Origin of the sequence: Streptomyces sp. JH002 (assembly GCF_050916115.1) — a bacterium.
In the GTDB taxonomy this organism is placed as follows: domain Bacteria; phylum Actinomycetota; class Actinomycetes; order Streptomycetales; family Streptomycetaceae; genus Streptomyces; species Streptomyces xiamenensis.
Genome location: NZ_CP087989.1, coordinates 293456 through 306517, shown reverse-complemented (window position 1 = coordinate 306517; position 13062 = coordinate 293456). Strand labels below are relative to the sequence as shown.

Sequence of the window (13062 nt, the reverse complement as noted above, 5' to 3'; positions counted from 1 at the left end):
GCGTAGCCGGGGCCCGGACGGCGGCAGAGGTACGGGGACCCCTTCGGCACACGGTTCCGCGTGCGGATCGCCGAGGCGGCACCGTACTGCCCGCCCCAACGGGCGGACGCCCTACAGCACCACCAGCCCGAGCAGCACGATGGCCGACAGGGCGGTGACCCCCTGGACCGCGGTGGCCGCGGTATGAGCACGGTAGGCGGTCTTCACATCCATCCCGGCGAACTGGGAGACCACCCAGAAGTACGAGTCGTTGACATGGCTGACCACCATCGACCCGGCGCCGATGGCGAGCACCGCCATGACCTGGCCCATCGGTATGGAGCCGATCGTGCCGTCCAGCCCGAGGGCCGGGAGCAGCGGTTGGGCGAGCGTGGAAGTGATGATCAGTGCCGCGGTGGTGCTGCCCTGCGCGGTCTTCAGCAGGGCGGCGAGCCCGAAGAGGACCAGCAGCGCCGGGATGCCGCTGAGCGCCGAGCCGTCCCCGATGAGGTCACCTATGTAGTCGGCGATCGGCGTGCCCTTGATGACCTCCCCGAAGGCGCCTCCGGCACCGGTGATGACCAGGATGGGCGCGGCGTCGACCAGTCCCTCGGCGACCCAGGTGGTCAGCGCCTTGGCGTCGCGCCGTGGCGGCAGCAGGGCGAGCGCGAGCAGGACACCGATGAGCAGCGCGTTCACCGGGCTGCCGAGGTCGCTGAGGAAGGCTCCGAGGGCGCCGTCGACGAGGGTGCCTTCGCCGGAGGGGAACGCGGCGACCGAGCCGATCGCCATCAGGACGATGGGCCCCAGGATCGGGGCCAGGGCCCGGCCCGTCGAGGGAAGACGTTCGAACTGCGCCTTGTACTCCTCGAAGGTCTGGCGCGCGTCCGGCAGATGGCTCTCCAGGTCACCGGTGCGGCGCAGCGCCCAGGCGAGCCCGGCGACGGCGGCGACGAGGGAGACGGGGATGCCGAACAGGATGACCCAGACCAGTCCGTCGGAGGCGATGCCGACGTTGCCCGCGGCGGCGATCGGGCCCGGGGTCGGGGGGACGAAGGTGTGCGAGGCGTACAGGCCGGTGGCCAGGGCTGTCCCGAGGACGACGGGGTTCTTGCCCGTCCTGCGGGCTATGGAGCGCTGCAGGGGGGAGAGCACGACGTAGCCGGAGTCGCAGAAGACCGGGACCGAGACGACCCAGCCCATGAGCGACATGGCGAGGGCGGGGTGGCGTTTGCCGATGACCTTGAGCACCCCCTCGGCGAGGGTGACCGCCGCGCCGGTCCGTTCCAGGACCTTGCCGATGATGGTCCCGAAGAGGATCACCAGGCCGATGCTCATCAGAATGGAGCCGAACCCCTGGGCCACCGTCCCGGCGAGATCGTCGACGAACCGTTCCTCCGCGCCGGTCGCGGCGCCGATCCCCATCGCCAGGAACCCGAAGGCGTAGGTGGACAGAACGATGGCGAGGAAGGGATGCAGACGGAACCGTCCGCACAGGACGATGATCAACCCGATGCTCACGGCGAGGGCGGTGAGCAGTGCGGGGCCTGCTGTGTTCATGCGGCTGACTCCTAGCGGGGACACGACGCTTCCGGGCCGTGACGGTGGCTCAGTGGTGGGGAGGGGGCGGCCTGCGCGGGGGTCGCGGATCAGCCCCGCGGCAGGCCGGGGCGCCGGGGAGGACGACTCACGGCGAGTCGTCCCGGCACTCTAGGCACGCGGTCGGCATTCCGAATACGGGTGCGACATGCGCAATTTCCCCTCCGCACCCGGCCGTGGGCGACCAGCCGCCCACCGCCGGAACCCGGAGCGATGTCAAGGAGAGCGGAGCGCCCCACGATCGCCGTCACGAACCGGGCCGAAGCCGAAGCCGGGGTGACCGGACGGCCACCATGCCGGTGCTCAGCCGCGGTCGGCGGCCGAGGGAGCCTCGCGGATCATCGGCAGGGTGGGCAGCCTCCCCCGCCAGAGGTACCGCTCGCCCGCGACCTGGAAGCCGTGGCGCTCGTAGAAGCGGATCGCACGGTCGTTGTAGTCGACGACCCCCAGCCGGACGGGTGCGGGTCCTGCCCAGGTGAAGAAGGCGGTCATCATGAGGCCGCCGAGTCCGTGCCCCTGGGCGTGGTCCAGCAGATACATCGGTCCGAGGGTCACCGGTTCCGACGCGTTCCGGTGGCCGCACAGATAGCCGACGATCTCCGGCCCGGACCGGACCACCCGGCAGAAGTGCGGAGCGCGGTCCCCGTTGGCCGACTCGATGAACTCCCGCCACTGCGCGATGCCTTCCGCGGTGGCGGACGCACCACGGTGCTCACGGATCCAGGACTCATCGATCCCTGCCTCCGGGTTGGGGTAGTTCAGCAGCCAGTTGCGCAGGTGCAAGGGCCCCAACGCCGCCGCGTCCTCAGGCCGAGCGGGGGTGATCACGTAGGTCATGCCCGACCATACCGGCGCCTGACCAGGTCGCCGTGCGACTGCCCTCGGCTGGGTCCACCCGGCCTGCGGGGGGCTCCCGTTCGGGTGGAGCGCACCTGCCGGAGGAGACTGGGACGGGCGTCCGGCGCGGCTCCTCCCACTCGATGGCGCGGCGCACCGTGTGCCCCGCCGGGGCGTGCCCGTGGGTGGCGGATCCTCACACGGACCACCGGCCGGGTCAGGGCTCCTTCGGGGGCGTCCCCGACGTCATGCGCCTCATGTTGATCTGCACCGCGCTCACGATCAGCCTGGCCACCACTCCCACGAGCACGAGGCCGGCGACCATCTGAACGGTGACCAGGATCCGGGAAGGAGCGGTCGTCGCCGTGATGTCGCCGAAACCGACGGTGACGAACACGGTGACGGTGAAGTACAGCGCGTCGGTACGGGTCAGCGGCATCGTGAAGGAACCCGGCTGATCGGTTTCCATGACGTAGTACGCGCCGGCGAACATCAACAGGAACACCGGGACGACGACGCTGAACGCCTCGATGGCGCGCAGGCTCGGATACGGGGAGCGGATGATCGCGTACACCTGCCAGGCCACGGCGGCGGCGAAGACCAGGAAGCCGGTGAGGAACCACAGAGCGTTGAGCCGGTCGAGAGGGCGATCGACGGGCAGGGTGTAGAAGAGGACCAACAGGACGATCACCGTGACCGTCGCTCGCAGCGTGGTGAGCAGGAGCAGCCGGCGGCGCTGTCGAGGCTCCAGCTCCCGGTAGTGGCGGGCGGCGTCGATGCTCATGACAACCAGATCCTCCGTTCGTGGCCGGCGACACCGACCTTCCAGCGGCGCTCCCGGCGCGCCAAGGACCGCCACTCGTCATAGGACCACGTCCGACGCACGCCCCCGTGTACGGTGCGCCCCGCTCCGACGGCGCGTCGGGGGCCCGATGGGCCGTACGACTGGACGGACGGACTGTCTTCACCCGCGGCCCGTGGGTCGTGCCGGAGGCGTCCCGGCGCCGGCACAGAATGCGGGGCACGAGCGGCACACCCGGTGACCAGGGCGAGCGAGGACGGTCATGAGCGCGAGCACAGAAGGACGGGCCACGCTCGCGGGGAAGGTGTCGAGCCGGCTGTCGGAGATGTTCACGCTCGACCCCGCCGGGCCGAACTGGGCACGTGGCGTGGCCGCCCTGGACATCGCCCTGGTGCCACTGCTCGTCTTCTGGTCGATCGGGCACCAGGAGTACCTGGTCAGCGCGATCTTCGGCCTGCTGTTCTCGGCGCTGGAGGACCCCGGGGGCGGTATCCGGTTCCGGGTCTCGCGCGTGGCGGCCTTCGGACTGCTGGGCGCGGGGGTGACGGCGCTGGGGTTCGCCATCGCGGGGGCCGCCTGGTTCTGGCTGGTGCTCGTGTCCTTCGGCGTCACGCTGACCGCGAGTCTGGCGGCGGTGTTCGGGGCACGCGCATTCGCCACGGCGCTGCTGCTGAACCTGTGGTTCGTCCTCTCCCTCGGACACGGCTTCAGCCTCCACCAGGCGGCTCACCTCACCAGCCACCTCTGGGCCCAGGTGGTGGCCTGGGCCGGGGGATCGGCCCTGTGGATCGCGGTGCTGCTCCTCGGCTGGCTGATCCACGGACGCGGGGCGAGATCGCGCCCGGTCCCCGAACTGCCCGGTGACACCACGCGCAGGCCGCTGACCTCGCCGCTGGTGGCGTTCGCGGCAGTGCGCGCCGTCGCCTTGGCCGGCACCGTAGCGCTCGCCTTCGGACTGAACCTGTCGTACGGGTACTGGATGACCATCGCGGCCATGGTGGCGATGAAGCCGAGTCTGGAGCAGACCACCCTGGTGGCTTCCCAGCGCCTGGTGGGAGCGGGCATCGGTTCCGCCGCGGCCATCGTGTTGCTGCTGATCCCCGCCGGCGAGCACGGACGGCAGCTGTACACCGTCGAACGGGGACTCGAAGTGGTCGCGCTGGTGCTGCTGATGCACGGGGTGGCCTTCTACTTCTGGAACTACACGCTCTACACCGCCGTCATCGCCGCCTCAGTCCTCCTCCTGGTGAACATTCCCCATCCCTCGGACTACGCCGCCGAGGGCTACCGCGTCCTGTGGACGGTCTGCGGCGTGGGTATCGGAGTCCTCACCATGCTCCTCGCGGGTCTGCTCGCCCGACGTACCGCCACGGAACAAGCGGAACAACCGTCCTGAACGCTTGCCCCTGCCCGCGGTGCCACCCTGTGGCGGTCACGACGTGCTCGACACCGAGGACCATTCCGCCTCGGCCCGCGGGGGCCGGTGCGCGGGCCCCCGCGGACTTCTCGCCGGCTACGCGTCCGGGTACAGCGGGTCCTCGTCCGCCTCGTGCAGCAGTTCCACGACATCCGGTTCGCCGGCCCAGGCCAGCAAGTCATCGGCCGTGACGGGCGGCGGCGTGTGGGTCGGGCCGTCGGGTCCCACCGAGAGGCCGACGTAGCTGCCGCCGAGGTAGAACTGGGCGCTCGACCCGCCGACCCGGCGCATGTCAGGTGTCAGGCCGCGCAGGGAGACGGCCTCGCCGGTGGCGAGTTGTGCGACCCGGCAGGTCTGCGCATCCTCCTCCGCCAGGCAGTCGCCGACGTGGCTGAGGTCGATGTTCCCCGCTCCGGCGAGGGGCCGCACGTTGAACAGGATGTCGAAGGACAGGCCGTCCTCGGTCAGGCCGCGGTAGACGTTCCCTTCTCCCTGGACGATCCGGACGGTCGTGATCTGCTCGGGCAGCAGACCGTCGAGGACGGCGGCCACGCGCTGCCGGTAGTCGGTGATCCTGGCCAGCTCGTCGGCCGACAGGCCCGGATAGTCGGGTGAGGTGCCGTCATCCGGCGGTACCACGTCGTAGGTCGGCCCCCCACGATCCTCGGCGTCCGGCGAGCCGTCGGGAGAGGGCTCGGCAGCCGGGGGGACCGGGGGCTTCGTCTCTCCGCCCCACGTGAGCGGGTTGAGCGGCCCGAACACCGCCGCCGCCACGGCGGCCGCCGCGCACAGGACGCCGCCGGTGCGCAGGGCCCTGGCACGCGCCCGCCGTCTGGGGCCCAGGACCAGGGCGTTGGGCAGCACGTGCGCGTCCGTGTGCAGGTCCGCCACAGCGTGCTCCATGGCCGCCCGCAGCCGGGCGGCATCGTTCTTCTCGGACGCTTCTTTCATGTCCATGAGACTCCTCACGTGCTCGGCTCAGTACTCGGCGGTGATGTGCTCGGCGTCCTTGAGGCCCTCGCGCAGGCGGGTGAGCCCGCGCGTGCACTGGCTCTTGACCGTGCCGGGACGGCAGCCGAGCAGTGAGGCGACGGTGTCGACGCTCAGGTCCTCCCAGTAGCGCAGGACGACCATGGCCCGCTGCCTGGGCGGAAGTTCCCGCAGTGCGGCCAGCAGCGTCACCCGCAGGGCTGGATCGCCGGTGGTGCTCGGGTTCGTCTCCACGGCCTGCAGGCGCCGGCCGAGCAGGTTCCGCCGCTGCTCGGACAGGAACGTGCGGGTCAGCACCGTGCGCGCGTAGGCGTCGACGCTGTCCGCCCGCCCGGCCTTGGCCCAGTGCTGGAACAACTTGACCAGGGTGGTCTGGGTCAGGTCCTGGGCCCGGTACCGGTCGCCGCACAGGAGTACCGCAGTGCGGTACAGCCAGTCCTGTCGTGCTCTCGCATAGTCTTCGAACTCTTCTCTTTCGTTCATCTGCTCCCCGCCACGACGTGCCCGCGTCTCTCATCCTGTTCTGAGCAACGGGGCGGCCGAAGGGTTCAATCACGTTTCGGCAACGCCGGTACGGGGGGTGGAGCCGGCCGCCCCGGCGCCTGCTTCTCAGCGGGCGGTGCGCTCACGGGTGCTGGTGCCTTCCGTGAAAGTCCGGCCGACCGATTCGGTCACTCGGTTCACGGCGAAGTCGTGTTCGGGCCGACGAACTCGGCCCCGGCGCGGCGTCACCCGGGTCGCGTGCGCGGGCAGAAAGGAGGTCGGTTCTGGAGGGGTGACAGGCGGTGCGTCCAGATGGCCGCGACGCGAAGTGCCGAGCGGATGCGGAGGATCGCTCCCGGACACTTCCGAGTGGGGTCCGCGCGCGTTAGTGTGCGCCGCCCGGTTCGCGCTCCGTCCGGATGCCGCCGGTGGGGCCTGCGTTGTTGTGTCGTCGGGTCATCCGGTTGCTTTCCCCTGGGCTCTTCGAGATGTTCGGCGAATGGATCGCCTTACCGTGCCGCCGCCTCCTCGAAGGCGATATGGGGGATATCTACCGCAAGCTCTCTTTTGGTTCCTCCGCGCCACCCAACGCACCGAAATGCAACCGTCAGTTGATTTCCAACGCCATCACGGGGGACACTGCCCGGCGGATGCGTCTTCCCGGCCGAGTGGCACGCGCTTCGGTATCCTCCCGCGCAGGTCATCTGGAGGCCATTTACCCAAGGATTACTGGTCAGTTGACCTCGGGGTTTCGTGGTAGCGTCCTTGCTCGGAGGGGACAGTACAACCTGAAAGGGAAATCGTGAACACGGAGAAGATCGCCGCTCGCCGCCTCTCGCTGGAAGAGGTGACGAAGCTCGGCGTGAAGGACAGGATCTTCGTTTCCGCCGACACGGCAGAACTCAAGCTTCCCGACTGCTATGTCCCTGCTTTTCTGACCAAGTCCGGTGAGGATTTCGAGGGCGGCTCAGTCACGGCGAGAACCGTATTCCAGGAAGAGGTCTCCTGCCTTCCCGACGACGAGAATGAAGCCGGAATCTACGTGGCCGACGAGAACGGCTCGGCGACCATCGAGGTCCTCCAGTCCGCCGGTGTCGTGCTGGATCTGGCACTTTTCGTCCCCGGTGGGGACAAGGGGGCCATCACGGCTCTTTACGCCGCGGCCCGGCAGGCGTTCGGCGCCGACGTCGTGCAGATCTGGCGCCAGGGCCTCAAGGAGGTTCCCGACGTGAAGGTCGACATCTTCGAGGAGCAGATCCCCCGAGGACGCAAGGGGGGCGACAGCACCAAGCGTGACCGTCGCGCGATCGACACCTACCCCACCCGCGCGGACTTCATCGAGTTCTCCGCGGGGTGGAAGCCGGTCGTCGAGGTTCACAGGCCGGTTGTTGACGACACCCCGACCATCTGAGGCGGCGTCGCCTCCCGGTCTCGGCCTGAGGACGTAGTCGAGTGGCCTCCACTTCGTGCTCAGGCGAGGCCGAGGGGCGTCAGGGGCTGCCGCGTGCTCGGCCGGAGCTGCCGCGGCGGATTCGCCGTCATGCCGTGCACGCTCTCATCGGCGATGAGACACGGCTGGTGCCGCGGAACCTGGTCACGGCGTACCGGCGCGGGCTCTTGTAGCCTGCACCGACGAGGGGGAGCCATGACGCGAGGGGTACGGGCGGTGCTCGCCGTGTACATCGGCGTCTTCGTCTGGGGGACCCTCGTCCATCTCGTGGACCTGACCGGCGGCGGGCACAGCAGTTACGCGCTGGACGCCCCCGCCGTGGTGCGCGCCTTCTTCGTCGCCCTGGTGGTGCTGGACCCGCTGGTGGCGGTGCTGCTGTGGCGCCGCAGGCCCGCCGGTGTGGTCGCGGCGGGCCTGGTGATGGGCGCCGATCTGGCCGCCAACAGCTGGGTACTCGGGCCGGACGCCGCCGCGCTGTGGGCGCCCGGCCTGTTCTGCGCGTTCATCGCGGTGACGGCGGTACCGCTGTATCAGCGGCTGGCCGGGCCCGTGCCCGCAGCAGCTCCAGGAGCTCCTCCTGCCGTTCCATCAGGTAGAAGTGGCCGCCGGGCAGGGTGAACTGCTCGAAGCCACCGGTGGTCAGCTGCTCCCAGCCGGCGATCTGCGCGGGCGTGGCGGAGACGTCCTTGTCGCCGCCCACGGCCGTCACCGGTACCGCCACCGGGGGCGCCGCCGTGGCGCGGGCGCGGGCCACGAGCAGATAGTCGTTGCGCAGGATCGGCAGCAGCATCTCCATCAGATCGCGGTCCGCGAGGACGGCCTTGGACGTGCCGCCCTGCTCGCGCAGCGCCGCCAGCAGTTCCGCGTCCGTGCGGCTCGCGGGCCGGGGGCGGTCGGATGCCGGGTCGGGCGGTGCGCACGCCGAGAGGATCAGCCGCGCCACCGGAAACACGCACGCCACCCGGTGGGCGAGCAGCGCCCCCATGCTGTGCCCGAACAGCAGCGTGGCGACACCCGGCCGTTCGGTGCGGGCCAGTTCCCCGGCGATCCGCTCCGACAGCCGCCCGGGGTCATCGATCAGCGGCTCGTCCAGCCTCATCTCGCGCCCCGGGTAGTGCACGATCTGGAGCTCCACCGAAGCGCCGAGCGACGGGCCCCAGCGCCGGTAGAAGTTGGGGCCGCCCCCGGCGTGCGGCAGGCACACCAGCCGGTGCGTCGGCGCGGCGATCGGGTGCGGTACGTACAGCCAGTCGGAGGTCACGCGGCCGGTCCTTCCCCGTCGCCCGAGGTGTGCCGGGAGCGCAGCAGTTCGATGAAACGGCCGGCGTCGGCGTGGCGGTAGAACTCGGGCATGGACACCTTCGGCAGGCCAAGGTCCCTCAGTTCGGCGAGCACCCGGATGACCAGCAGCGAGTTCCCGCCGATCTCGAAGAAGTTGTCGTCCGGCCGCACCTCGGCGAGATCCAGGTGGTGGGCCCACAGCTTCAGTACGGTGGCCGCCAGGTCGTCCGCCGCGGGACGCGGGGCGGGCTCGGGCCGCTCGCCCGCGTGGGCGGCGCGCGGCTGGGGCAGCCGGGCGGTGTCGAGTTTGCCGTTCAGGGTCAGCGGGATCTCCGGCACCTCGGTGAGAGTACCGGGCACCATGTAGTCCGGCAGTACCAGACGGCACTCGGCCAGGGCCTGGCGTACCGTCGCGCCCGGCCGCAGCACGGCGTACGCGTCGATCCGGGCGTCGGCCCGGTCCGACCGGCTGCCTTCCCGCAGGATCACCGCGGCCCCGGCCACCTGGGGGGTGGCCAGCAGCACCGCCCGGATCTCGTCGAGTTCGACGCGGTGCCCGCGGATCTTCACCTGGCTGTCGATCCGGCCCAGGTGCTCCAGGCCGCCGTCCGGGCGCAGCCGCCCCTTGTCCCCGCTGCGGTAGAGGCGTTCCCCGGTCAGCGGGTCGGTGACGAACCGCTCGGCGGTCAGCTCCGGTTGTCCCAGGTACCCCTCGGCGACTCCGGCGCCGCCCACCCAGATCTCGCCGGCGGGGCCCGGTGGCAGCACCCGGCCGTGTTCGTCGCGGACGGAGACCGACCACCCGGGCAGCGCGCGGCCCACCGAGCGGGTGCCGGTCACGGTGTCGGCGGGGGTCACCGTGCGGGCGGTGACATGGACGGTGGTCTCGGTGATGCCGAACATGTTCACCAGCCGGCACGCCGACGGCGGGTGTTCGGCGAACCACGGGCCGAGCGTCCGGGGGTCGAGCGGTTCGCCGCCGAAGACCACCAGGCGAGGGGCGGGCCGCGCCGCGTCCGGGGCGGCGCGGCGGTCGGCCTCGATCAACTGGGAGAACGCGGACGGGGTCTGGCTGAGCACGGTGACGCGGCGTTCGGCCAGCAGATCCCGGAAGTCGTCGGGGGAACGGCTCACCCAGTAGGGCACCACGGTCAGCCGGCCGCCGGTGAGCAGGCAGCCCCAGATTTCCCACACGGAGAAGTCGAAGGCGCTGGAGTGGAAGAAGGTCCACACATCGTCCGGGCCCAGCCCGTACGTGGGAGCGGTGGCGCGGACGAGCGCGGTGACATTGCCGTGGGGCACGGTCACCCCCTTGGGGCGGCCGGTCGATCCGGAGGTGTAGATGACGTACGCGGGCGGGTTCGCGGCGTCGTCGGTGACGAGTTCCGTCCACCGGGCGCCGGCCGTGGCCAACTCCTCGGGGGCGGCCGTACGGACTCCGTCCGTGGCGGGGAAGTCCCCGGTGGTGATCACCAGCGGGACACCCGCGTCCGTGGCGGTGTGGCGCAGCCGTCCGGCCGGGTAGCGCGGGTCCATCGGCACGTAGGCGCAGCCCGTCCGGAGCACGGCCAGAAAGGCGACGACCGTGGTGGCCGACCGGTCCAGGCAGACACCGATCCGGCTGCCCGGCGTGACGCCGAGCGCCCGCAGTCCGGCGGCCAGCAGATCCGCGCGGTCCTTCAGTTCACGGTAGGAGAGCGTGCCGTCCTCGTCACTGACGGCGGGCGCGTCGGGCCGCAGCCGCGCGAGTTCGGCGATGCGGCGGTCGATGCGCGGCTCACCGGGAGCGGTGGCGGGTGCCGGAGTGCTGCCCAGCGCCAGGACGGCGCGGGCCGCGTCGTCGGTGAGCACCGGGGCACCGGGGTCCGGGTCGGTGGCGGTACGGGCCAGGTGGTCGGCGAAGGAGTGGGCGATGTCGGCGGCGATGGCGCCCTCGTCGTACTGGCAGTGTCCGGTGTGGGTGCCGTCCGCCGCGCGTTCCCAGTACCAGCTCATCGGCAGTGGCGGGGCCAGGGCCGGGGTGTACGCGCGGCCGGGCCGTGCCTCGCCGAACTCCAGGTGCAGCGGGCCCGGGCCGCCGTCGTGCTCCTCCTCGTAGCGGGAGAGCGTCAGCGCGGTGGCCTTCCGCAGCCGTGCCTCGTCGGTGCCGGACACGGTGCGGGTGAGGGTGGAGACGCGGCCGGCCCGGCGCGGGTCGCCCAGGCCCCAGGGGGTGGCCGGCCGGGCGGCCGGCGTCTCCCCGGCCGGCCGGGAGCCGGCCAGGGGCGGCTCGCCCGGATCGTCGGCGGTCAGCCAGTCGGCCAGCGCGGCGAGTTCCGCCGCCGGGATCCGGCACCGGTCGGCGACGAGAACGAGTTCGGCCGGGCCCTCCTGGTTCTCCACCAGCACCGCGCGCAGCGGCGCCCCGCCCGCGCGCAGCGGCCGCAGGGCTTCCCGCTCCCCGGAGCCCCGGGAACGCCACAGCCTCGGGCCGATGACGCCGGGCCGGTGCTCGGCCAGCCGGGCCAGCCGGTCATCCACCGTGTCGGCCCTCGCCGCGGGCGGCAGCCGGAGCAGCAGGCTGTGACAGGCGGCGGCGCGTTCGAGGGAGGGGGAGAGCTGTGTGGCCATGGAGTCTGGCCTCCTGTCCGGGAGAGGTGCCTGAGGGCGGGAAGCGGGCGGGTGGGGCCTCACCTGGCGGTGAAACCGCCGTCGACGGTGAGAACGGATCCGGTCACCTGCGGGGAGTCCGGGCCCGCCAGCCACAGCGCGGCACCGGCGATGTCGGACGGCTCGATCAGGGTGTTCATCGGCTGGGACTGCACGAAGGTCTTCTCGTGGTCGGCGACCGGCACCTCCAGCGAGCGGGCGATCTCGGACAGCATCCGCCCTTCGACGGCCGGGTCGTCGCGTACCGAGCCGGGGCACAGCGCGTTGACCCGCACCCGGTGCGGGGCGTAGTCCAGCGCGGCGGCCTTCGTGAGCCCGATCAGGCCGTGCTTGGCGGCGACATAGCCCGCGAAGTGCCGGTAGCCGACGAGGCCGGCCGTGGAGGAGATGTTGATGACGCTGCCGGACTGCCGCGCGATCATGGTGGGGGCCACGGCCTTCGTCATCCGCCAGGCGCCGGAGAGATCGGTGTCGATCATCACCGCCCACTGCTCCTCGGAGATCTCGTGCGCGGCGCGCCCCGAAGGCGCCGCGATCCCGGCGTTGTTGACCAGGATGTCCACGGTGCCGAAACGGTCCAGGGCCTGCTCGACCGCGTCCGTGACCGCGGCCGGGTCCCGTACGTCGGCCGTCACGCTCAGCACGGCCGCGCCGCGCTCCTCGCACAGCCGGGCCGTGTGGGCCAGTTGCCCGGCGGAACCGAGGGGATAGGGCACCTGGTCCAGGTCCTGCCCGACGTCCAGCAGCACCAGGTCCGCGCCGTGCTCGGCGAAGGTGACGGCGCACTCGCGGCCCAGGCCGCGGGCCGCCCCGGTGATGACGGCGGTGAGCCCGCTCAGCCGCATCGCCCGCTCACCGCCCTTCGGCGACGGCGCCGGCGGTGAACTCCAGCAGCGCCGTCGCGGACTCGGTGAGGTACATGTGGCCACCGGGGAACTCGTGGGCGGTGAACGTGCCGGCGGTGGCCGCCGCCCACTGCGCGGAGTCCGCGGCCGACACCAGCCGGTCCTCCGCACCGCGCAGCGCGGTCACGGGCAGATCCAGCGGACGGTCGTCGGCGGGCCGGTAGTCCTCGTGCATGGCGACATCGGCGCGCAGCAGCGGGAGCAGCAGCTCCCGCATGTCCGGGTCGTCGAAGGCGGCGTGGCGGTAGCCGGCGAACTCGTTGACCCGGGCCAGGAACGCGTCGTCGTCCAGGCCGGTGGCGCGGTGGGTGCGGCCGCTCCACGGCCCGGGCGAACCGCTCACGAACAGCGCGCGCAGCGTGGGGTGCCCCTGGGCGAGCAGCGCGCGCGCCGTCTCGAACGCCAGCACCGCGCCGAGGCTGTGCCCGAACAGCGCGACATGCTCCTTGTCCTTGGTGAGCCGCATGGCGTCGGCGGCCAGCTCCAGCGCGGCGGTGGCCACATCGCTGTGCGGCGGGTCGATGAACCGTTCCTCCCGGCCCGGCAACTGGAGGGGCACGACGTCCACGCCGGCCACCTCCAGCTTCTTCCAGGCGCGGTAGAAACCGGCCCCGCTGCCGGCGAACGGCAGGCAGACCAGGGAGAGTGTCATGGCTTTGCTCCGTAATTG

General features: G+C 71.6%; 12 protein-coding genes. 3 read left to right on the top strand and 9 right to left on the bottom strand.

Annotated features, from left to right (window positions below; translation table 11 throughout):
- Nucleotides 1–111: 111 nt before the first annotated feature.
- The 3 genes from H7827_RS01285 to H7827_RS01275 all read right to left on the bottom strand — a co-directional run bounded on the left by H7827_RS01285 (nucleotide 112) and on the right by H7827_RS01275 (nucleotide 3199).
- Nucleotides 112–1539 carry a GntP family permease gene (locus H7827_RS01285; RefSeq protein ID WP_432741919.1) on the bottom strand — a complete coding sequence of 476 codons (1428 nt, stop codon included), beginning with the start codon at nucleotides 1537–1539 and terminating at the stop codon, nucleotides 112–114.
- Between the two features lie 342 nt (nucleotides 1540–1881).
- Entirely contained in the window at nucleotides 1882–2415 is a 534-nt protein-coding gene (locus tag H7827_RS01280) for a GNAT family N-acetyltransferase (protein ID WP_432741917.1), read from the bottom strand.
- 217 nt (nucleotides 2416–2632) lie between these two features.
- A complete protein-coding gene (locus tag H7827_RS01275; RefSeq protein WP_043178916.1) occupies nucleotides 2633–3199 on the bottom strand; it encodes a potassium channel family protein in 567 nt (188 codons plus the stop codon).
- A gap of 280 nt (nucleotides 3200–3479) precedes the next feature.
- Here H7827_RS01275 and H7827_RS01270 point away from each other — a divergent pair, with 280 nt between their 5' ends.
- On the top strand, nucleotides 3480–4613 hold the full coding sequence (locus H7827_RS01270; protein WP_432741914.1) for an FUSC family protein: 1134 nt from the start codon (nucleotides 3480–3482) through the stop codon (nucleotides 4611–4613).
- A gap of 117 nt (nucleotides 4614–4730) precedes the next feature.
- Here H7827_RS01270 and H7827_RS01265 read toward each other — a convergent pair whose 3' ends face one another.
- On the bottom strand, nucleotides 4731–5585 hold the full coding sequence (locus tag H7827_RS01265; protein WP_432741912.1) for a hypothetical protein: 855 nt from the start codon (nucleotides 5583–5585) through the stop codon (nucleotides 4731–4733).
- 27 nt (nucleotides 5586–5612) lie between these two features.
- Nucleotides 5613–6107 (bottom strand): SigE family RNA polymerase sigma factor, encoded by a 495-nt coding sequence (locus H7827_RS01260; RefSeq protein WP_386539925.1) that lies wholly within the window; start codon nucleotides 6105–6107, stop codon nucleotides 5613–5615.
- An 802-nt stretch (nucleotides 6108–6909) separates the two neighbouring features.
- Here H7827_RS01260 and H7827_RS01255 point away from each other — a divergent pair.
- Complete coding sequence (locus H7827_RS01255) at nucleotides 6910–7518, top strand: hypothetical protein (protein ID WP_386539921.1); 609 nt, start codon at nucleotides 6910–6912, stop codon at nucleotides 7516–7518.
- A 234-nt stretch (nucleotides 7519–7752) separates the two neighbouring features.
- Nucleotides 7753–8175: a hypothetical protein gene (locus H7827_RS01250; RefSeq protein WP_432741909.1), complete on the top strand. Its 423-nt coding sequence runs from the start codon at nucleotides 7753–7755 to the stop codon at nucleotides 8173–8175.
- On the opposite strand, the gene H7827_RS01245 is transcribed toward H7827_RS01250, so the two are convergent.
- From H7827_RS01245 to H7827_RS01230, 4 genes are read right to left on the bottom strand one after another with little or no spacing between them, the layout of a single operon-like run.
- Nucleotides 8060–8818 (bottom strand): thioesterase II family protein, encoded by a 759-nt coding sequence (locus H7827_RS01245; protein ID WP_432741907.1) that lies wholly within the window; start codon nucleotides 8816–8818, stop codon nucleotides 8060–8062. The genes H7827_RS01250 and H7827_RS01245 overlap by 116 nt on opposite strands.
- Nucleotides 8815–11448 (bottom strand): amino acid adenylation domain-containing protein, encoded by a 2634-nt coding sequence (locus tag H7827_RS01240; RefSeq protein ID WP_432741905.1) that lies wholly within the window; start codon nucleotides 11446–11448, stop codon nucleotides 8815–8817. The genes H7827_RS01245 and H7827_RS01240 overlap by 4 nt, the downstream gene beginning before the upstream one ends.
- A gap of 59 nt (nucleotides 11449–11507) precedes the next feature.
- Nucleotides 11508–12332: a mycofactocin-coupled SDR family oxidoreductase gene (locus tag H7827_RS01235; RefSeq protein ID WP_375878735.1), complete on the bottom strand. Its 825-nt coding sequence runs from the start codon at nucleotides 12330–12332 to the stop codon at nucleotides 11508–11510.
- Nucleotides 12333–12339: 7 nt separating this feature from the next.
- Nucleotides 12340–13044 (bottom strand): thioesterase II family protein, encoded by a 705-nt coding sequence (locus tag H7827_RS01230; protein ID WP_432741903.1) that lies wholly within the window; start codon nucleotides 13042–13044, stop codon nucleotides 12340–12342.
- Nucleotides 13045–13062 lie beyond the last annotated feature (18 nt).